The organism is Kineosporia mesophila (genome assembly GCF_021129235.1).
Taxonomy (GTDB): Bacteria; Actinomycetota; Actinomycetes; order Actinomycetales; family Kineosporiaceae; genus Kineosporia; species Kineosporia mesophila.
In genome coordinates this window covers 285,389-304,781 of sequence record NZ_JAJOMA010000005.1, presented here as the reverse complement: position 1 = coordinate 304,781, position 19,393 = coordinate 285,389, and the positions used below count along the sequence as shown (strand labels likewise).

General features: G+C 68.4%; 19 protein-coding genes. 7 read left to right on the top strand and 12 right to left on the bottom strand.

Going from position 1 to position 19,393, the window contains the following annotated elements; all coding sequences use genetic code 11:
• Nucleotides 1–54 precede the first annotated feature (54 nt).
• The 5 genes from LR393_RS09750 to LR393_RS09730 form a co-directional block, all read right to left on the bottom strand.
• Nucleotides 55–705, bottom strand: coding sequence for a hypothetical protein (locus LR393_RS09750; protein WP_231483255.1), 651 nt, complete (start codon nucleotides 703–705; stop codon nucleotides 55–57).
• 111 nt (nucleotides 706–816) lie between these two features.
• The gene (locus LR393_RS09745) at nucleotides 817–1,485 is read right to left on the bottom strand and encodes a hypothetical protein (protein ID WP_231483254.1); all 669 of its coding nucleotides are present in this window, start codon (nucleotides 1,483–1,485) and stop codon (nucleotides 817–819) included.
• Between the two features lie 111 nt (nucleotides 1,486–1,596).
• Nucleotides 1,597–3,324, bottom strand: a complete 1,728-nt coding sequence (locus LR393_RS09740; RefSeq protein ID WP_407937301.1) for a glycerol-3-phosphate dehydrogenase/oxidase — start codon at nucleotides 3,322–3,324, stop codon at nucleotides 1,597–1,599.
• Nucleotides 3,306–4,820 (bottom strand): glycerol kinase GlpK, encoded by a 1,515-nt coding sequence (gene glpK / locus LR393_RS09735; protein WP_231483252.1) that lies wholly within the window; start codon nucleotides 4,818–4,820, stop codon nucleotides 3,306–3,308. The genes LR393_RS09740 and glpK (LR393_RS09735) overlap by 19 nt, the downstream gene beginning before the upstream one ends.
• 3 nt (nucleotides 4,821–4,823) lie before the next feature.
• Nucleotides 4,824–5,702, bottom strand: coding sequence for an MIP/aquaporin family protein (locus tag LR393_RS09730; RefSeq protein WP_231483251.1), 879 nt, complete (start codon nucleotides 5,700–5,702; stop codon nucleotides 4,824–4,826).
• A 132-nt stretch (nucleotides 5,703–5,834) separates the two neighbouring features.
• Here LR393_RS09730 and LR393_RS09725 point away from each other — a divergent pair, with 132 nt between their 5' ends.
• The 4 genes from LR393_RS09725 (at nucleotide 5,835) to LR393_RS09710 (ending at nucleotide 10,499) form a co-directional block, all read left to right on the top strand.
• Nucleotides 5,835–6,596 (top strand): IclR family transcriptional regulator, encoded by a 762-nt coding sequence (locus LR393_RS09725; RefSeq protein WP_231483250.1) that lies wholly within the window; start codon nucleotides 5,835–5,837, stop codon nucleotides 6,594–6,596.
• A 14-nt stretch (nucleotides 6,597–6,610) separates the two neighbouring features.
• Nucleotides 6,611–8,128, top strand: a complete 1,518-nt coding sequence (gene glpK / locus LR393_RS09720) for a glycerol kinase GlpK (RefSeq protein ID WP_269326977.1) — start codon at nucleotides 6,611–6,613, stop codon at nucleotides 8,126–8,128.
• A 310-nt stretch (nucleotides 8,129–8,438) separates the two neighbouring features.
• Nucleotides 8,439–9,542 carry a fatty acid desaturase family protein gene (locus tag LR393_RS09715; protein ID WP_231483248.1) on the top strand — a complete coding sequence of 368 codons (1,104 nt, stop codon included), beginning with the start codon at nucleotides 8,439–8,441 and terminating at the stop codon, nucleotides 9,540–9,542.
• Between the two features lie 21 nt (nucleotides 9,543–9,563).
• Nucleotides 9,564–10,499, top strand: coding sequence for a DMT family transporter (locus tag LR393_RS09710; RefSeq protein ID WP_231483247.1), 936 nt, complete (start codon nucleotides 9,564–9,566; stop codon nucleotides 10,497–10,499).
• A gap of 4 nt (nucleotides 10,500–10,503) precedes the next feature.
• On the opposite strand, the gene LR393_RS09705 is transcribed toward LR393_RS09710, so the two are convergent.
• Nucleotides 10,504–11,076: a TetR/AcrR family transcriptional regulator gene (locus tag LR393_RS09705; protein WP_231483246.1), complete on the bottom strand. Its 573-nt coding sequence runs from the start codon at nucleotides 11,074–11,076 to the stop codon at nucleotides 10,504–10,506.
• Between the two features lie 79 nt (nucleotides 11,077–11,155).
• Between LR393_RS09705 and LR393_RS09700 the strand changes: the two genes are divergently transcribed.
• On the top strand, nucleotides 11,156–12,037 hold the full coding sequence (locus LR393_RS09700; protein WP_231483245.1) for an SDR family oxidoreductase: 882 nt from the start codon (nucleotides 11,156–11,158) through the stop codon (nucleotides 12,035–12,037).
• Between the two features lie 104 nt (nucleotides 12,038–12,141).
• Here the strand turns inward: LR393_RS09700 and LR393_RS09695 are convergent, their stop codons facing one another.
• Nucleotides 12,142–12,762, bottom strand: a complete 621-nt coding sequence (locus tag LR393_RS09695; protein WP_231483244.1) for an FMN reductase — start codon at nucleotides 12,760–12,762, stop codon at nucleotides 12,142–12,144.
• Between the two features lie 5 nt (nucleotides 12,763–12,767).
• Nucleotides 12,768–13,895, bottom strand: a complete 1,128-nt coding sequence (locus tag LR393_RS09690) for an LLM class flavin-dependent oxidoreductase (RefSeq protein WP_231483243.1) — start codon at nucleotides 13,893–13,895, stop codon at nucleotides 12,768–12,770.
• Between the two features lie 276 nt (nucleotides 13,896–14,171).
• Here LR393_RS09690 and LR393_RS09685 point away from each other — a divergent pair, with 276 nt between their 5' ends.
• A complete protein-coding gene (locus LR393_RS09685; RefSeq protein WP_231483242.1) occupies nucleotides 14,172–14,804 on the top strand; it encodes a hypothetical protein in 633 nt (210 codons plus the stop codon).
• A 185-nt stretch (nucleotides 14,805–14,989) separates the two neighbouring features.
• Here LR393_RS09685 and LR393_RS09680 read toward each other — a convergent pair whose 3' ends face one another.
• From LR393_RS09680 to LR393_RS09665, 4 genes are all read right to left on the bottom strand, one after another.
• The gene (locus LR393_RS09680; RefSeq protein WP_231483241.1) at nucleotides 14,990–15,748 is read right to left on the bottom strand and encodes an SDR family oxidoreductase; all 759 of its coding nucleotides are present in this window, start codon (nucleotides 15,746–15,748) and stop codon (nucleotides 14,990–14,992) included.
• Entirely contained in the window at nucleotides 15,748–16,914 is a 1,167-nt protein-coding gene (locus tag LR393_RS09675; RefSeq protein WP_231483240.1) for an acyl-CoA dehydrogenase family protein, read from the bottom strand. The genes LR393_RS09680 and LR393_RS09675 overlap by 1 nt, the downstream gene beginning before the upstream one ends.
• Nucleotides 16,915–16,998: 84 nt before the next feature.
• A complete protein-coding gene (locus tag LR393_RS09670; RefSeq protein ID WP_231483239.1) occupies nucleotides 16,999–17,244 on the bottom strand; it encodes a DUF1272 domain-containing protein in 246 nt (81 codons plus the stop codon).
• A gap of 283 nt (nucleotides 17,245–17,527) precedes the next feature.
• A complete protein-coding gene (locus LR393_RS09665; RefSeq protein WP_231483238.1) occupies nucleotides 17,528–18,073 on the bottom strand; it encodes a type 1 glutamine amidotransferase domain-containing protein in 546 nt (181 codons plus the stop codon).
• A 117-nt stretch (nucleotides 18,074–18,190) separates the two neighbouring features.
• Between LR393_RS09665 and LR393_RS09660 the strand changes: the two genes are divergently transcribed.
• Nucleotides 18,191–19,354 carry an NAD(P)/FAD-dependent oxidoreductase gene (locus LR393_RS09660; protein WP_231483237.1) on the top strand — a complete coding sequence of 388 codons (1,164 nt, stop codon included), beginning with the start codon at nucleotides 18,191–18,193 and terminating at the stop codon, nucleotides 19,352–19,354.
• Nucleotides 19,355–19,393 lie beyond the last annotated feature (39 nt).

The window sequence follows — 19,393 nt, the reverse complement described above, 5'->3', positions numbered from 1 at the left end:
GCTGGCATCCGCCGGGCGCGGTGGCGCGGGACTGTCCTGAACGTTACCTTTCGGTCATCGGGTAACTGAGGACGAGGTGCGGGCCCCGGTGGTGCCGGTGCCGGCGTAGGTGGCCCGCCAGCGGTGCTTGCCGAGCTTCACGGTGGCCGAGAAAGCGCCCTTCTTGCTGGTTTTCACGGTCCTGGCGGTGACCCAGGAGCCCTTGCCGTTGAGGTACTGCACGCGCACCTTCTGGCCTGACAGCTTCTGCCACTTCGTTGCCCCGGCGCCGAAGTTCACCCGCTTCAGGGTGCCCGTGACCTTCCGCGACGACGACACCGTCTTCACCGAGATGGCGAGATCAGTGCCGCGTTTCAGGTGGAACGACGCCGAGCAGCTGTCGATGGCGGTGCCGTTCTGGCGCTGCACCTTGACCGCGTACGAACCGGCGTCGGCGTTGGCGAACCGCGACGGGCTGAAGGTCGCGATCCGGTCGGCCTTGCCGTCCACCTTGTACACGGACAGGTTGATGTCGGCGATCGAGAGGGTCCAGTACTGCGCGGAGGGAACGTTGAAGGTGACGTTCTTCGACCGCTGGTAGAGGGTCGTGCTACTGGGGGTGATCTTGCACGAGGCGGCGCTGGCGGGCTGGGCCGACAGCAGAATCGCGAGGGGAACCGCGCACGCGGCCAGGCCCGCGACGGTCCGGCGCAGAAGGGTCGTCATACTGAATATGACGGGCGGTGGGCGCCTCACGGTTCACGAAGGCCACCACCGACCGACCCGGAGGGTCGCGATCCGTCGTGATGCGCGTCCTCCATCCCGATCCACAGCAGCTCAGCCGGTGACCTCGGAGGAGTAGTCGGACCCGGAGATGTCGGTGCCCTGGAAATAGGCGCGCCACGTGCGTTCACCGATCTGCTTCGTGAAGGTGAACCGGCCGTGCTCGACGGGTACCCGGCCGCCGTACTGCCACTGGCCCCGGGCGTTGACGAACTGGATGTCGACCTCCTGGTCGGAGTACGTCGCCCAGCGGGTCTTCGGGGTCTTGCCCCAGTTCACCCGCTCCAGCGTGCCGGTGACCTTGCGGCCGTACTTGATCTTCTGCACCCTGGTGATCTCGATCCGGGTGCCGCGCCGCAGGCGCCAGATACCGGTGCAGGTATCGGTGGTGCCGTCGCCGCGTTCGCGCTCCACGGTGCCCAGGTGCCAGCGGGCGTCGGCGTTCTCGAGCTTCTTCGGGTCGACCTGAGCCACGCTGGCGTCGCCGTCCACCGAGGTGTCGTAGACGTACAGGCCGATCTCGGGGAGCCGGAAGGTGAAGTGCCGCGCCGAGGGAACATCGAAGTCGATGGTCTTGGGCTGGGTGAGGAAGGTGGTGCCCCGGGGTCGTACGTCACACGACGGAATCGTCTGGGCGGCCGCCGGGGTGGTGACGAGCGCGAGCGGGCCGACGAGAGCAGCGGCGGCCACGATGCCGGCCGCGGACTTCCGCAAGGTGAACATGAAAGCTGAGCCTACGAGCCGTACACCGGTTCCGGATGTCCCCCGAACATGGGATTCGCGGCCGCCCCGGGGGTTTTCCGGGACGGCCGCGAAGTCTTGCGGATCAGCCGATCAGGCTGAGGGGATGCCCACCCGGACGTCGGGTGCGCCCAGACGCGCGGAGTCGGCGGTCTGGTCGTCGGGCTGCTTCTGCGACTCGATCTCCGCCGCGACCCGCTTGGTGTAGTGCTCGATCTCGCGGGCGGTCTGGCCGGCGTCCCACCCGAGGATCGGGGCCACCAGCGCGGCAACCTCCTGGGCGGCCTCGACCCCGCGGTCCCGCACCTCGATCGAGAGGCGGGTACGACGGGCGAGGATGTCGTCCAGGTGCTGAGCCCCCTCGTGCGAGGCCGCGTACACGACCTCGGCCTTGAGGTACTCGTCGCCACCGGTGAGTGGCTCACCCAGCTCGGGCCGCTCCTCGATCAGGCTGAGCAGCTGCGTGTACAGGCTGCCGTACCGGTTGAGCAGGTGCTCCAGCACGTGCACCCGCAGCCCGGCCCGCCTGGCGATCGCCTGCCGGTTGTTCCAGGCCGCGAAATAGCCGTCGGCCCCGATCAGCGGGATGCGCTCGGTGCAGGACGGTGCGACGACCCGGTCCAGGCCGTGCACCGCGTTGTCGACGGCATCCTTGGCCATCACCCGGTAGGTGGTGTACTTCCCACCCGCGATGACGGTCAGGCCCCGCACCGGGCTGGCCACCGCGTGCTCCCGGGAGAGCGTGCTGGTGGACTCGCTCTCCCCGGCCAGCAGCGGCCGGAGCCCGGCGTAGACACCCACCACGTCGTCCCGGGTCAGCGGGTCGGCCAGCAGGGCGTTCGCGTGGTCCAGCAGGTAGTCGATGTCGGTCTGGCTGGCGGCCGGGTGGGCCTTGTCGAGCTCCCAGTCCGTGTCCGTCGTGCCGATCACCCAGTGACTGCCCCGCGGGATGATGAAGAGCAGGCTCTTCTCGGTGCGGTGGATGATCCCGGTGGCACTGTTGATGCGGTTGCGCGGGACCACCACGTGCACGCCCTTGGAGGCGCGGACCCGGAACGAGCCGCGTCCGCCGACCATCTCCTGGATCTCGTCGGTCCACACGCCGGCCGCGTTGATCACGTGCTGCGCGTGGATCTCGAACTCCTTGCCCGACTCCAGGTCCCGGGCGACAACCCCGATGACCCGGTCGTCCTCACGCAGGAACCGTTCGACCCGGGTGCTGTTCGCGATCGCCGCACCGTAGTTGGCCGCCGTCCGGGCGATCATCATGGTGTGACGGGCGTCGTCGACCTGGCCCTCGTAGAACGAGATGGCACCGGAGATCTCCGAGCCCTTGCCCGAGGGGAACGACTCCTTCGCCTTGGCCCGGCGCATGTACCGCATGTGGTGCGGTACACCCCGGCCCGAGCCCATGACGTCGTAGACGCCCATACCCAGTGACACGTAGGCGTGATCGAACGCCTTGGTCAGCGGGTAGATGAACTCCACCGGGTGCACGAGGTGCGGCGCCAGGGTCTCCAGGTTCAGCGACCGCTCCTTCAGCGCCTCGAAGACGAGGGCGAAGTTGAACTGCTCCAGGTAACGCAGGCCACCGTGGAACAGCTTGGTCGATCGGCTGGAGGTGCCCGCGGCGTAGTCCCGCATCTCGACCAGACCGGTGTTCAGGCCACGGGTCACGGCGTCCAGAGCCGCACCGGCCCCGACCACCCCGCCCCCGATCACCAGGACGTCGAGTTCCTCTGATGCCAGTCGTGCCAGTGCTGCCTCACGGCCGGCCGGGCTGAACGGTTCCTGCGTGGTACTCAATCTACGTCCACCCATCCCATCGTTCGGTCCACGGCCTTCTTCCAGCCCGCGTAACCGCTGCTGCGCTGTTCGTCGGACCACTCCGGCGTCCAGCGCTTCGATTCGTTCCAGTTCGCCCGCAGCTCGTCGGTGTTCTGCCAGAACCCGACGGCCAGGCCGGCCGCGTAGGCCGCACCCAGGGCAGTGGTCTCGGCGACCACGGGCCGGCTGACCGGCACGTTGAGAATGTTCGCCTGAAGCTGCATGGCCAGCTCGTTCGCGGTCACCCCACCGTCCACCTTCAGCACATCGACGTGCACCCCGGAGTCGGCCTCCATGGCCTCGGAGACGTCCCGGCTCTGGTAGCAGATCGATTCCAGCGTGGCCCGGGCCAGGTGCGCATTGGTGTTGTACCGCGACATCCCGACGATCGCTCCACGGGCGTCACTGCGCCAGTACGGGGCGAAGAGGCCGGAGAAGGCCGGCACGAAGTACATGCCCCCGGTGTCCTCGACACTGCGGGCCAGGGTCTCGACCTCCGAGGCGCCGGAGATGATGCCGAGCTGGTCGCGCAGCCACTGCACGGCCGATCCGGTGACCGCGATCGACCCTTCCAGGGCGTAGACCGGGGCGCTGTCGCCGAACTGGTAGCACACCGTGGTGAGCAGGCCGTTCTTCGAGCGGACAAGCTCGTTACCGGTGTTCAGCAGGAGGAAGTTGCCGGTGCCGTAGGTGTTCTTGGCCTCGCCGGCGGCGAAACAGACCTGGCCGACCATGGCGGCCTGCTGGTCGCCGAGGATGCCGGAGATCGGGATGCCGTGGAATCCGGAGGGGTCGACGACCTCGCCGTACCAGGACGGCTCGGACGAGGGCTTGATCTCCGGGAGCATCTGGCGCGGGATGTTGAAGAACCCCAGCAGCTCGTCGTCCCAGTCCAGCGTCTCCAGGTTCATCAGCATGGTGCGGCTGGCGTTGGTCACGTCGGTGACGTGCTTGCCACCGTTGACGCCACCGGTCAGGTTCCAGACCAGCCAGCTGTCGGTGTTGCCGAAGACCGCGTCGCCCTTCTCCGCGTCTTCACGCGCACCGGGCACGTTCTCGAGGATCCACTGGATCTTGCCGGCCGAGAAGTAGGTGGCCGGCGGGATGCCCGCCTTCTGCCGGATCACGTCGCCCTTGCCCTCGCGCTCCAGGGCGGAGGCGATGCGGTCGGTACGGGTGTCCTGCCAGACGATCGCGTTGTAGTACGGCCGGCCGGTCTTCTTGTTCCAGACCACCGTGGTCTCGCGCTGGTTCGTGATGCCCAGCGCGGCCAGGTCGGAGGGCTGAAGGCCCAGGCCGTTGAGCGTGTTGGTCATGACCGACCGCGTGCGCTCCCAGATCTCCACGGGGCTGTGTTCCACCCAGCCGGCCTGCGGCATGATCTGGCTGTGCTCGAGCTGGTGCTTGCCCCGCTCGTTGCCCTCGTGGTCGAAAAGCATGAAACGCGTACTGGTCGTGCCCTGGTCGATTGCACCGACGAGATCTGCCATGACTTAGAGCTCCTTTGCGCCAGCGCTGGCGGTTTCCGGGGTTTCGGCCTTGGGGAGGAAGATCTGGAGGCCGTACTTGTAGAGGGCCCCACCGATCAGGGCGCCGATGATCGGGCCGATGATCGGGACCCAGAAGAACAAGTCGCCGTTCTGATCACGCATCGCCCCGCCGTATCCGGTGAAGAACGAGGCCAGACGCGGGCCGAAGTCACGGGCCGGGTTGATGGCGTAGCCGTCGAGGGTGCCCCAGGCCATACCGATCGCGACGATCAGCAGACCGACGACGACGGGGGCCAGGTTGCCCAGCGGGGCGGAGTTCCGGGCGTCGCCGATGGCGAACAGCATGAACACCAGGATCGCGGTACCGATGATCTGGTCGCGCAGTGCGCCGCCCTGACCGATCGGCAGGGCGCCGTTACCGGGCAGGGTGCTGAAGATGCCCTGGGTCTTGATCGTGTGGCCGGGGTCGACCATCGCGATCAGGTCGGTGTAGTTCCAGCGCACGATCAGCGCGGCGACGAAGGCGCCGGCGGTCTGGGCCAGGGAGTACGGCAGGACCTTTTTCCAGGGGAAGCCCTGGTAGGCCGCGAGAGCGATGGTCACCGCGGGGTTGAGGTGGGCCCCGCTGATCCGGCCGGCGGCGTACACGCCCAGCATGACGCCGAAGCCCCAGGCCCAGGTGATGCTGTCGTGGTCCCCGATGCCGCCGGCGACCACCTGGGCCACCACCCCGACGCCGAAGAGAATCAGGATGCCGGTGCCGAAGAATTCGGCGGCCAGTTCACCGGCCAGGCTCGGAATCCGCCGGGTGGCGGAGGGCAGCTGCCCGCTCGGTGGTTCGGATGCGGTCGTCTGACCGTCTGCGCTTGCCGTCGTTGGCATGGCGTCACCCTCGATCTGATGATTGTTGCCCCGATGTTTCGGGGTCCTTCGACGCTATGAAAACGCTGGCCACAGCGACACGCCTCTCTGTCGACATTGTCGAACATCCGCTGACCGGTCTACGTTGGCCGCATGCCGGGCTCGATCCAGTCCATCGAGCGTGCCGCCGCGATCCTGCGTCTGCTCGCCGCGGCGCCGGGTCCCCTGCGTCTGACGGAGATCAGTTCATCCGTTCAGCTCTCGCGCGGAACGGCCCACGGCATCCTGCGCACGCTGAACGACGTGGGGTTCGTCGACCAGGACCGGGTGACGGGCAAATATCTGCTGGGTGCCGGGCTGGCGGCGCTCGGCGGCGGCCTGGTGGACCCGAACGAGCTGCGGGCGCGCAGCATGAACTGGGCCGACCCACTGGCCGCGCGCACCGGTGAGGCGGTGCGGGTGGTGGTGCCCGAGGGTGGCGACGCCCGCGTGGTCCACTACGTGTTCCGCCCCGACCACTCGGCCCAGAAGGCCGACGTCGGCGCCGTGCTGCCCGGTCACGCCACCGCCCTGGGGAAGGTGCTGCTGGCCTTCCACCCCGTGGCCGTCCAGGACGTGCTCACCTTCTACACGGCCCGCACCCTCATCACCCGCAGCGCCCTGACCGCCGAGCTGACCCGGATCCGGCGCCAGGGGTGGGCCGTCGAGCGGGGGGAGCACCAGATGGACATGGCGGGTATCGCCGCCCCGCTGACCGGGCTCGGGGGTCTGGTGGTGGGAGCCATCGGTATCCACGGTGCGGTAGACCGCCTTCTCGACCCGGCCGGGGTGCCCCGCCCCCGGCTGCTCGCCCTGGTGCAGGAGTGCGCCCGCGCGGTCGGCCGGGAACTGACGACCTTGAGGACGCAAGTGTGAAGCCGCGATTCGTGATGGCTATCGACCAGGGCACGACGAGCACCCGCTCGATCCTGTTCGACCACGGCGGTCAGCTGGTCGCCGTGGCCCAGCTGGAACATCACCAGTACTTCCCGAAGCCCGGCTGGCTGGAGCATGACGCGGAAGAGATCTGGCGCAACGTGGACAAGGTGGTGAACCGCGTCCTGGGCGACGTCGGCGCCACTGCCACCGACATCGCCGCCGTCGGCATCGCGAACCAGCGCGAGACCATCGTGATCTGGGAGCGCAAGACCGGAAAGCCCGTGCGCCGGGCCATCGTCTGGCAGGACACCCGCACCGACGCGATGGTGGAGGAGATGCTGCGCGCCCCGGGCGCCGAGCAGATTCCGCAGCTGTCCGGCCTGCCGCTGTCCTCCTACTTCAGCGCGCCGAAGCTGCGCTGGATGCTTGACGAGACGCCGGGCCTGCGGGAGCGGGCGCAGCGGGGCGAGGTGCTGTTCGGCACCATGGAGTCGTGGCTGATCTGGAACCTCACCGGGGGGCCGGACGGCGGGGCGCACGTCACCGACGTCACCAATGCCAGCCGCACCATGCTGATGAACATCCGTACCTTGGAATGGGATTCGCATCTGCTCGACTTCTTCGGCATCCCGGAGGCGATCCTGCCGGAGATCCGCGGTTCGCTGGAGACCTACGGCACCGGGCGCGGCCCGCTCCAGGGCGTGCCGATCGCGGCGGCCCTGGGCGACCAGCAGGCCGCCTTGTTCGGGCAGACCTGTTTCTCCGCCGGTGAGGCGAAATGTACCTACGGCACGGGTAGTTTCCTGCTGCTCAACACCGGCACCGAGCTGGTCGCCTCGACCCACGGCCTGCTCACCACGGTGGCCTACCAGATCGCGGGGGAGCCGGCCCACTACGCGCTGGAGGGCTCGATCGCGATCACCGGCTCGCTGGTGCAGTGGTTCCGCGACGGCCTGGGGCTGATCGGCAGCGCCGCCGAGATCGAGACCCTGGCCCGTACGGTCGACGACAACGGTGGCTGTTACATCGTCCCCGCGTTCTACGGTCTGTTCGCGCCGCACTGGAGGCCCGAGGCCCGCGGGGTGATCGCCGGCCTGACCAGCTACATCACCAAGGGACACCTGGCCCGGGCGGTGCTGGAATCGACCGGCTGGCAGACCCGGGAGGTGCTCGACGCGATGAACGCTGACTCCTCGCTGCGGCTGAAGGCGCTGAAGGTCGACGGCGGGATGACCTCCGACAACCTGCTCATGCAGTTCGTCGCGGATGTGCTCGACGTGCCGGTGGTGCGCCCGATGGTGGCCGAGACGGTTTCCCTCGGAGCCGGTTACGCGGCGGGGCTGGCCGTGGGGTATTGGTCCGACCTGGAAGGTCTGCGCCGTAATTGGCACCTGGCCGCGGAATGGCTGCCCGAAATGGACGAAGAACGCCGGGAGTCGGAATTCCGGAACTGGACATATGCGGTTCAACTCACCTTGGACTGGACTAGCAAGGTAGGTAATGCCACGACTCGTGTGAAATCACGATAAAAGGATATTCCTAACCCCGGCGGCAGGGGTCCCGGGAAATCCCGGAGGCAGTCAGGGGTTATTCCAAGGTGGCGCCCGAGGGGCTTCTGACCTGCTGAATTGATAATCTTTCGGCGTTCTCGAGCAAGGCGTCGCCGGTCGTCGCCGGGTTTCTTCCGGGGCTGGACCGTAAGGTTAGGTCTGCCTGATTCCGATGATTCGAGTCGGCTTCATGCACCATGGGCCAAGCAGTCAGCCAGGCGTTCGCGGGAGCCGTCCGACCGGATTCCCGTGCGGCGAATATGGAGGCACGACCGGCTATGAGGCAATCATGACCATCATTACTTCGCGGTTCGAGCGGCGGGCGGGCAAGGGCGGGAACGCCGAGTCCGCCGACCGGGAGAGCACACTCGGCGTCGCCCGGCGCCTGAGCGCCCGCCGCAGCGACCGGCACCGGGGCGAGCCCTGGCGAGACTGGGCCGCCATCGGCCTTCTCAATCACGCACAGATGCTCGCCGTCGCCCTGATCGCCCCGAGCTGGCCCTGGTTGCTGCTGGCTGCACTACCTCTCAGCCTGACCTTCGCCACCGGCACCCTGACCATCCTGCACGACGCCGGTCACCGCCGGTTCTCCCGCAAGACCTGGCCGAACGTCCTCGCCACCCAGACGGCCATCCCGCTGGGCTTCTTCGTGCAGCACTGGACCCTGAAACACCGTGTGCACCACCGGTCGTCGCAGGTGTACCCGCTGGACGAGGCCACCCGTAACACCACGGTCCGGATGCACCCGGGCATCGAGCGCAAGCCGATCCACCGCTATCAGCACTTCTATGCGTGGTTCCTCTACGCGTTCGCCTGGGTGGGCGAGCTGGACAGCCAGATCACCTACGTGCGCAAGGGCAACATCATCGGCCTGGAGGTGCCGCCCTTCCGGGTGCGGCTGGGCCAGTGGCTGTTCGAGAAGGCTTTCTGGGCACTGGTGATCAGTCCGTACGGGATCCTGCTGGGGCCGGGCAAGTTCGCGCTCTACTTCATGGTGGCCATGAGCCTGGGCGCGGTCCAGGCCGCGATCGTGCTGGTGGTCGGGCACATCAACGAAGGGCTCTACGCGCCGGACGAGCAGCCGGCGCCGAAGGACTGGTCCAAGCACCTGGTCGCCACCACGGCCTCGTTCAACACCGGCAGCCTGCCGATGCGCTGGCTGACCGGTGGCATGACCCATCACCTGGCTCACCACCTCAAGCCGGTGGCCCCGCGGCACCAGCTGCCGCAGCTGCACACCACCGTGGTGGCGAAGGTGGTGCAGGCCTCCGGGCTTCCGCACGTGGAGTACCCGACCCTGACGTCCGCCACGATCAGCCACTACCGTCGGCTGAAGGAACTGGGGCACAGCGACGGCGGTCCGCCCGTGGTTACCGGGCCCACCGCCACCTGAGAGAAAGCACGTGAGTAGACGGTGAACGCACCAGCGATCCTGGTCGCCTTTCTCGACGCGATCGCCTTCGGTGCGTCGACCGCATTGATGCACCACAGCGCCTCCCGTGCCCCCGAGGGGCCGGGAGGCCTGCGGGGTCTGGCGCACCTGCTGCGGCACCTCGCCAACCAGCCGACGTGGCTGGCCGGGATCGCGGCCAGCCTCGGGGGTCTGGGCCTGCACGCCGTCGCCCTCAGGCTCGGGTCGCTGGCGGTGGTACAGCCGATCGTCGTCACCGGGCTGGTCTTCGCGTTCGTCTTCCGCGCGGTGCTCGATCGCCGGTGGCCGCAGCCCCGCATCATGATCTGGGTGGTCGTGGTGGCGGCCGGGATCGCGGTGTTCCTCGTCGGCGCGCGCAGCAGTGAGAGCTCACCCGACGTCAGCTCGAGATCGGCACTGGTCTTCGTCGCCGTGGCCGGCTGCGCCGCGGCCGTCACCTGGTGGCTGGCCACGCGAGCACCCACCACCCGGGCCGGTCTGCTCATGGGCATCGCCGGCGGCCTGATCTTCGGCCTGATCGCCTCGATGATCAAGGTGGTCACGTCGTCGGCCAGTATCTGGGAAGCCCTCACCACCTGGCCGATCTACGTGCTCGCGGGGCTCGGCGCATCCGGGTTCCTCAGCAACCAGTACGCCTACAACCGGGCGCCGCTGTCGCACTCACTACCGGTGCTCAACGTGGTGAACCCGGTCATCGCGGTCACTTTCGGCGTGCTCGTGTTCAGCGAGTCCCCCAGCTCCGACCCGGCCCTGCTGAGCCTCGAGGTGGCCGGGCTGATCACGGTGCTGACCGGCGTGGCGTTCCTGGCCCGCGAGGGTGACGAACACCCCACGTCGTCACCGGGCCAGCGACTGGAAGCCCCACTCCCTGGTGATCAGGCAAAGTGTTCCCGGAGTTCCAGAACTCCGGAACGCTGAGGCATCAGCCCAGTAGGTCTACCGCCTCGTGGAACTCGTCCAGCGTCTCGCGGGCGAGCACGGTCAGATCCGTTGCGTAACCCGGTGAACGCCATCGCACGAAGGCCTCACGCAGCGCTCGCGCGCCGAGGTCCGCGGCCAGGCCCGCCGTCGCGGCCGGCACCGCCCGCTCGATCAGCGCCTGCTCCAGGGCCTGCGCCAGACGGGCGTGCTTGAAGGCCGACCGCTCGCGCAGGTCTTCGTGGGAGGCGACGACGGCGTGCAGGCGGGCACTGGGTTCCCGGCGTTCCGGCGGGAAGTACGCGGCCAGCTCGACGACGGCGGCGGCCACGGTCTCGAACGGCGTCGCCGAGGCCGGTGCGGCGGCGACGGCGTCGTGCAGCATCTTCACCTGTTCCTCCTGCCCGGCGAAGAGCACCTCCCGCTTGTCGGGGAAGTGCCGGAAGAAGGTCATCTTGGAGACCCCGACGTGGGCGGCGATCTGGGCGACCGTGGTGGCCTCGTAACCGTTCTCGGCGAACAGCTCGACGGCGGCGTCGATCAGCCGCAGACGCGTGTTCGGTTCCCAGCGAGCCATGGACGACAGCCTAGTGACGTGACTGGGTAACGTCACCAGTGCTACCTTGATGTTACTCAGTCACATCAAGGAGGACGTCATGCGAGTTTTCGTCACCGGAGCCAGTGGCCACATCGGTTCGGCGGTCCTGCCGGAGCTGGTCGGCGCCGGTCATGAGGTGGTCGGGCTGGCCCGGTCCGACGCCTCCGGGAAGAAGGTGCGCGAGCTGGGGGCCGACGTGCGGCGCGGGTCGCTGGACGACCTGGACCTGCTGCGTGAGGCCGCGACCGAGGCCGATGCGGTGATCCACCTGGCCTTCAGCAACGAGCTGATGATGAGTGGGGATTTCGCCGGGGCGGTGGCGAAAGACCTGACGCACGTGGGCGCCCTGGGTGATGCGCTGGCCGGCACCGGCAAGGCGCTGTTCGGGATCGGCATGCAGCGCACGGCCGACGCGAAGGCTAACGTCACGATCGACGCCAACCCGCGCTCCCAGGTCACCCGGCTGATCGCGGACTACGCCCAGAAGGGCGTTCGGTCAGTGACTTTCGCCGTCCCGCCGGTGACCCACAGTGATCTCGACCGGCACGGCTTCATCCCGCTGATGATCAGCATCGCCCGCCGCACCGGGATCTCCGGCTACCCGGGCACGGGCGAGAACACCTGGCCGGCGGCGCACACCCGCGACGTCGCCACGCTGTACCGGCTCGCCCTGGAGAAGGCCCCGGCCGGCGCGCAGCTGTACGCGGCCACCGAGCAGGGTGTGCCGCTGAAGAAGATCGCCGAGGTGATCGGCCGGAAGCTGGGCATCCCGACCGAGAGCATCCCGGACGAGAAGACCGACGAGCACTTCGCCGGGTTCCCCTTCGTGCGCATCGATTTCCGCATGCCCAACGACGAGACCCGGAAGCTGCTCGACTGGACGCCGTCGTACCCGGGCCTGCTGGCCGACCTGGAGGAGGGCCACTACTTCCACCCCTGACCCCTTGTCGTGATCATGCAAAACCTCCCCGGCGTTCTAGAACTCTTGCGGTCACAGTTCTAGAACTCCGGGGAGGTTTTGCATGATCACGGGGGATTGGGAGGTCAGAGACCGCGGGCCCGCATCATCTCGCCGAACGGGAGCACATCGGCGAAAGGATCTTTCACCACAGACTTTCCAGCAGTGGACGAGGAACCCGCCCCGGCCATCAGCGCCGTGAGCTGGCGCGCCGCGCGCCCGACCCGGCCGGACAACTCGGTGCTGCCGGCCGACGCCCAGTCCTCGCTCGCCGCGTACACCGCGGTGGGCACGACGACCGCCTTCAGGTAGCTGAACAGCGGCCGCACGGCGTGTTCCAGGGCCAGCGAGTGGCGGGACGAACCGCCGGTGGCCGCGATCAGCACCGGCTTGCCCTCGAGGGCGCCCAGCTCCAGTACGTCGAAGAAGGACTTGAACAGTCCGCTGTACGACGCGCTGAAGATCGGCGTCACCGCGATCAGGGCGTCGGCCTCGGTGACCGCCTTGATCGCGGAAACCAGCTCACCGGTGGGGAAACCGGTCAGCAGGTGATTTGTGATGTGGTGCGCCAGATCGCGCAGCTCGATCACCGTGAGCTCGACGTCCGTCCCGGCCGCGACAGCCGCGCCGAGCTTGTCGGCCAGCAATCGGGTGGACGACGGCTGACTCAGACCGGCGCTGATCACGACCACCGATGACGTACCCATGACTGTTACTTCCCGACCGACGAGACCGACGAGACCGACGAGACCGACGCGTCCTCAATTTTGGCCTTCGAAGCCGCGAGAAGCGAAGCGTGCGTAGGCGCGTCGGGTGTACCCGGTGCCCGGCGCGACGCGAACTCGGCCCGCAGCGTGGGCAGGATCTCGCCGAGCAGGTCGAGCTGCTCCAGCACCGTCTTCAGCGGCAGGCCGGCGTGGTCGATCAGGAACGACTGACGCTGGTAGTCGCCCACGTACTCGCGGAAACTCAGCGTGCGGTCGATGACTTCCTGCGGGCTGCCGACGGTCAGCGGAGTTTGCGAGCTGAAGTCCTCCAGCGAGGGCCCGTGCCCGTAGACCGGCGCGTTGTCGAAGTACGGCCGGAACTCCCTGACCGCGTCCTGCGACTTCCTGCGCATGAAGAACTGACCGCCCAGGCCGACGATCGCCTGCTCGGGCGTGCCGTGGCCGTAGTGCGCGAACCGCTGACGGTAGAACTGCACCATCCGCTGAGTGTGCTCCGGCGGCCAGAAGATGTGGTTGTGGAGGAATCCGTCACCGTAGTAGGCGGCCTGCTCCGCGATCTCCGGGCTGCGGATCGAGCCGTGCCAGACGAACGGCGGGATGCCGTCGAGCGGGCGCGGCGTCGCGGTGAAGCCCTTGAGCGGGGTGCGGAACTTGCCCTCCCAGTCGACGACGTCCTCACGCCACAGCCGGCGCAGCAGCGCGTAGTTCTCCAGCGCCAGGTCGATGCCGTTGCGGATGTCCTGGCCGAACCACGGGTAGACCGGGCCGGTGTTGCCGCGGCCCATCACCAGGTCGACGCGGCCGTCCGCGAGCTGCTGCAGCATCGCGTAGTCCTCGGCGATCTTGACCGGGTCGTTCGTGGTGATCAGCGTGGTCGAGGTCGAGAGGATGAGCTTCTCGGTGGTCGCCGCGATGTAGCCGAGCATGGTCGTGGGTGACGACGGCACGAACGGCGGGTTGTGGTGCTCACCCGTCGCGAAGACGTCCAGGCCGACCTCTTCGGCCTTCTGGGCGATACGAACCATCGCCTTGATCCGCTCGCGTTCGCTCGGCTCGTGACCCGTGGTGGGGTCCGGCGTCACGTCGCCGACCGAGAAAATTCCGAACTGCATCACGAACTCCCTGCTCAGGCTGGTTGTCACCGCTATCGGTGACATCATCTCCAATACATCGTTGCCTGAGCAACTACTTGGCGGTCCCCGTCATTCCCGCGACCCGCCCGGCGCTTGGCGGGCGCGTCGCGACGGGTCTGTGTAGCGTTCCTCGCCGTGCCCGGGGCCGGTCCGCACAACCGGTCCTCCCCCGGCGTACCGGAACGGATGGACATCCAGATGGTGAACAGGAACCGAGTGCGGAACTCCGAAGACGGCACCAGTAGTTATCCAGACATGAACGAGTCACGTACGGCCGGCCTCTCAGGTGCCTGGACCGTTCGTCGTGCACGCCTCGTCGACATCCCCGCGGTGTCCCGCATGCTGCGGGCGCCGTCCCTGGCCGACTGGCCGCTCCCCGGCGGCGTCTCCGGCGACGACATCACCTCGGCCACCCGGCTGATGCTCACCCACGTCGGGCTGGAGCACGGTGAGTTCTGGGTCGCCGATGAGAACGGCCAGGTCAGGGCCGCGGTCGTGCTGCTTCCGCCGATGGTGCCCACGGGTGCCGGCGATCTGGAGGGCGCCCTGAAGGTCGGGCTCGGGCTGGCGCCCGGCCTGCACGACAGCACTGATGTGGCCCAGCTCGCCGAGATGGCCGGCGCCCCGGTGATGCACTGGCTGCTGATGCCGCTGCATGCCCCGGGTGATGACGAGGTGCTCGCCGAGCTCCTCGAGGCCGCGCTGCCCGCGGTCGACATGACCGGTATGCCGGTCTTGTGTCTGGAGCCGATCGCCCCCGCCGCCCCGATCCGGGCGGCCGGGTTCGAGCCGCTGGTCGTGCCGCTCGACGTCGCGGTCACGGTCTCCCTGCGTCCGGGCGTCCAGGCGCCCGACGACGCGGGATCGTTGTTCGCAGACGTTCTGTAGCCACCCCCCGTCAGCCTCTAATTGAGGACGACGTGGGCACCGCGCGCTGGCGGCTCCGGTTGGGTGGGGGCTCACCTTCTTTGTTGGTGATCATGCAAAACCTCCCCGGTGCTCTAGAACTCTTAGGCCCACAGTTCTAGAACTCCGGGGAGGTTTTGCATGATCACGGGGGTTTGGTGGTCGGGTCAGCGTGGGGGCATGCGGATGGCGCCGTCCATGCGCACGGTCTCACCGTTGATGTAGTCGTGGTCGATGAGCATGAGGGCGAGCTTGGCGTACTCGTCGGGGCGGGCCAGGCGCTGGGGGAAGGGGACGGCGGCGGCCAGGCCGGCCAGGTACTCCTGGGTGACGCCGGCCAGCATCGGCGTCTGAACCGTGCCGGGCGCGATGGTGTTGACCCGGATGCCGTACTGGGCCAGGTCGCGGGCCGCCGGCAGGCAGAGCCCGACCACGCCACCCTTGGACGACGCGTAGGCCGCCTGCCCGACCTGCCCCTCGAACGCGGCCACCGACGCGGTGTTGATGATGACTCCGCGCTGGCCGTTCTCGTCGGCCGTGGTCTCGGCGATCCGCTCGGCGGCGTAGGTGAGCACGGTGAACGTGCCGATCAGGTTGATCTGGACGACCTTGGCGTAGAGGGCGATGTCGTGGCGGCCCTTCTTGCCGAGAATTCTTGCTGCGGAACCGATCCCGGCGCAATTCACGACGCTGCGCAGGGGTGACCCGTAGGAGGACGCCTCGGTCACGGCAGTCTCCACCGAGTCCGGGTCGGTCACGTCCACGCCCAGGTAGGTGACGCCGTCGATCGGTTCGGCCTTCTCGATACCGGAGGGCAGGTCGAACCCGTACACCCGGGCCCCACCGGCCGCCAGCGCCGTCGCGGTGGCCCGGCCCAGCCCGGAGGCCGCACCGGTGACGATCGCCGCGGTGTTCGAGATCTGCATCAGGATCCTTCCGCTGTTCGGATAATGCCTTTCGTGTCCTTGGCGAGGGACCGGCCGATCACCATCCGCTGGATCTGGTTGGTGCCCTCGAAGATCTGCATCACCTTCGCCTCGCGCAGGTAGCGCTCCAGCGGGAAGTCGCGGGTGTAGCCGACCCCGCCGAGTACCTGCACGGCGTCGGTGGTCACGCGCATCGCGTTGTCGGTGGCGACCAGCTTGGCGATCGAGGCCTGGCGGGTGAAGGGCAGCCCGAGGTCGCGCCGGCGGGCCGCGGACAGGTAGGCCGCCCGCGAGACCTCAACGGCCGCGGCCATGTCGGCCAGCAGGAAGCTCAGACCCTGGTGGTCGATGATGGCCCGGCCGAACGTCTCGCGCTCCTGCGCGTAGGCCACGGCGGCGTCGAGTGCGGCCTGGGCCAGGCCGGTGGCGACCGCCGCAATGCCGAGACGGCCCGAGTCCAGGCCCTTCAGGGCAATTTTCAGCCCTTCGCCCTCGGCCCCGACGCGGTTCTCGACCGGGACCCGGACGTCGGTGAGCCGGATCGAGGTGGTGTGCGAGGCGGTGAGGCCCATCTTGCGCTCGGGCGGATCGGACTCCAGGCCCGGGGTGTTCGCCGGCACCAGGAAGCAGGAGATGCCGGTGCCGGTGCGGGCCATGACCTTGTAGAAGTCGGCCTGCCCGCCGTGGGTGGTCCAGGCCTTGACCCCGTCGAGCACGTACTCGTCGTTCCTCAGCACGGCCCGGGTGCGCATCGCGGCCGGGTCGGATCCGGCGTGTGGCTCGGAAAGGCAGTAGGCGCCCAGTTGTTCGCCGCCGAGCAGGCCGGGCAGCCAGCGCTCGCGTTGCTCCGGGGTACCGAACTCGGCCGGGCCGAAGCAGGACAGCACGTGCACGCTGACACCGACCCCGACGCTGGCCCAGACCGTCGCGATCTCTTCCAGCACCTGGAGGTAGACCTCGTAGGGCTGGTCGCCGCCGCCGTACTCGCCCGGATAGGGCAGGCTCAGCAGTCCGGCCCGCCCGAGCAGGCGGAAGGTGTCGCGGGGGAAGATCTCGTCGGCCTCGTGCCGGACCACCTGGGGTGCGAGCTCACGGTGCGCGAGTTGCCGGGTCAGCGCTATGAGGTCGGCCGCCTCAGCGGTCGGCATGACACGGTCGGCGGGCAAGCGTCCCTCCTCACTGAGCGGCGGAGTTCAGTATGCCGCTTCAGTGAGGAGTTTGTTACTGCCTGAGCATGGCGAGATCCGTCGTCAGCCGGCCTTCTGGAGCTCCGCGTTGTGCACGCGCTGGGTCGATGCCGGGAACTCGGCCAGCTTGGCCGGGGCCCGCAGCGGACGGGAGACCAGGTTGCCCGTGTCGTTCGGGCACGCATTGTCAGCGAAGGACGCTGCGCAGTCGGTGCACCAGGTGCACTCGAACGAGCAGATCCAGACATCGGGGGAATCCGCGGGGAGGTCCACGTCACAGGATTCGCAGTTGGGTCGCAGCTCAAGCATGATCGGACGCTAACACGCTCCGATACAGCGTTTTTCGGCCGTCACGACCCTCTCTTTACGTAGTCCCGCGACTACTGGGCCATTCTGCCCTATACGGGTCAGAACGATGCCGCGAAACCACGCATCGTGCAGGCTGGGCGGCGGACCGTCGCGGCCGGAACGGAAAGATTTCTGAAGTTACTCAAGGTAGTTCTGGTCTCGGAGGGTGAGCGAAACCCGATATGTCGTGATCATGCAAAACCTCCCCGGGAAGGTTCGCATGATCACGACGTCAAGGGTGGGGTCAGAAGGCCGAGGCCAGCGCTTTCGCGAAGGCCGGGAGGTCGTCCGGCTTGCGGCTCGTGATCAGGGGTCCGGGGCCCTTCAGGTCCACCACGACCTCCTGGTCGACCCACTCCGCACCGGCGTTGCGCAGGTCGGTCTTCAGGCTCGGCCACGACGTGAGCGTGCGACCGCTCACCGCCCCGGTCTCCACGAGCGTCCACGGGGCGTGGCAGATGGCGGCGACCGGCTTACCGGCGTCGAGGAAGGACTTCACGAAGGCCACGGCCTCCGGAACGGTCCGGAGGGCGTCGGGGTTCGCCACGCCGCCGGGCAGGACCAGACCGTCGTAGTCCTGCGCGACGGCCTCGCTGACCGGGAGGTCGGCGTCGAAGGTGTCGCCCTTGTCGAGGTGGTTGAAGCCCTGAACGGTCTTGCTGTCACTTCCGACGATGAGGACGGGCTGCCCGCCCGCCTTCTTCACCGCCTCCCAGGGGTCGGTGAGCTCGACCTGCTCGACCCCCTCGTCCGCAACCAGGAAGGCAATCTTCTTTCCGCTGAGGGGCACGGTGAAACTCCTTACGTCGTTCGGTACAACGGGGGCCCGCGGATGTCGGGCCACCTCTGAGGAGCCTGGTCCGGGAGCGAGGGTTGCGCAGGCCGAGATGCGCGCGAGGATGGCCGCATGACTGACGAGGTGGTGGATCTGCTCGTGATCGGTGGCGGCCCGGCGGGCCTGTCGGCGGTGCGTGCCTACCGGGAGGAAGGCGGCAAGGGCCGGGTGGTCGTGGTCTCCGCCGATCCGGACGCGCCCTACGACCGGCCGCCCCTGTCCAAAGACTTCCTGCGCGGCGACTCCGCCGAAGCGGACCTGGGTCTGCTCGAGTCCGGCGAACTGTCGCGGCTGGAGGTGACCTGGGCCCGCGACCGGGTGACGGGCGTCGATGTCGGGGCCCGGCGCGCCGACACCCGCGACGGAGCCGGTTTCACCTACCGGTCGTGCATTTTCGCCACCGGATCGAATCCGGCCGACCTGCCGGTACCCGGAGGGGACGACAGCTCGGTCCTGCGGCTGCGCACCCTGGAGGACTCACGTCGGCTGAAGCGGGCCGCGAACGGGGCCAGGACGGCCGCGGTGATCGGCTCGGGGTTCATCGGCTGCGAGGCGGCGGCGTCGCTGCGCCGGCTCGGCCTCGATGTCGTCCTGATCACCGACGAGAGTTCGCCCCAGGCACAGCGTCTCGGTGACGAGGCCGGTGCCCGCATCACCGGCTGGCTGCGGGACGCAGGTATTCGGCTGATGGTGGACGCGGGTGTCACGGCGATCGAGCCGGCCGGCCCGGGCGTCCGGGTCGTCCTGGAAGGCCAGGACGACGTCACCGCCGACCTGGTGCTCACCGCCGTCGGTGTGCGCCCGGCGTCCGACCTGGCCGCCGCGGCGGGGCTCGACCTGCACGAGGGACGCATCGTCGTCGACTCCCACATGCGCACATCGGCGCCGGGCGTGCTGGCCGCCGGCGACGTGGCCTACGCGTTCAACACCGCGGCCGGGCGTGCGCTCGCGGTCGAGCACTGGTTCGACGCCGAGACGATGGGCAAGGTCGCGGGGAAGACCGCAGCGGGCTCACCGGACGCGCAATGGTCCGACCCGCCGGGCTTCTGGAGCCAGATCGGCGACCACTGGCTGAAGTACGCGGCCTGGGGCGACGGATACCAGGAGGCGCTGTTCGAGGACGGCGGCGACGGTGCCTTCACCGTCTGGTACCAGGACGAGAACGGCACGTGCGTGGGCGTTCTCACCCACCAGGCCGACGCGAACTATGAGAAGGCGTTCGGCCTTCTGAGCTAGCGGGCAAAGCAGAGGCCCCGGCGATGGTCCGCCGGGGCC